The organism is Paraburkholderia sp. SIMBA_030, from assembly GCF_046535245.1.
Lineage (GTDB): Bacteria > Pseudomonadota > Gammaproteobacteria > Burkholderiales > Burkholderiaceae > Paraburkholderia.
In genome coordinates this window covers 1-238 of sequence record NZ_JAWRXB010001561.1, presented here as the reverse complement: position 1 = coordinate 238, position 238 = coordinate 1, and the positions used below count along the sequence as shown (strand labels likewise).

Here is a 238-nt window from a genome sequence, read left to right as displayed (position 1 = left end):
AACGCCAAGCCGGCGCCTGCCTATGCCGTGTTCAACTGGCGAACGCGCTTTGAGCAGCACGTCGGGCCTTGGACGTTTCATCAGCTGATCCGCTTGGATAACCTGCTTGACCGGCAGTACGTGGGGTCGGTGATCGTGGGCGACAGCAACTCGCGTTACTACGAAGCTGCGCCTGGGCGCTCGTGGTATGCCGGGGCAGGGTTGGAGTATCAGTTCCGCTGATGTGATGCGGTGCTAT

1 pseudogene is annotated in these 238 nt (G+C 60.9%); it reads left to right on the top strand.

What is annotated here, in order from left to right:
* Positions 1–222 (top strand): annotated as a pseudogene (locus SB772_RS45265) (TonB-dependent receptor); the annotation flags it as partial.
* Positions 223–238: the final 16 nt, after the last annotated feature.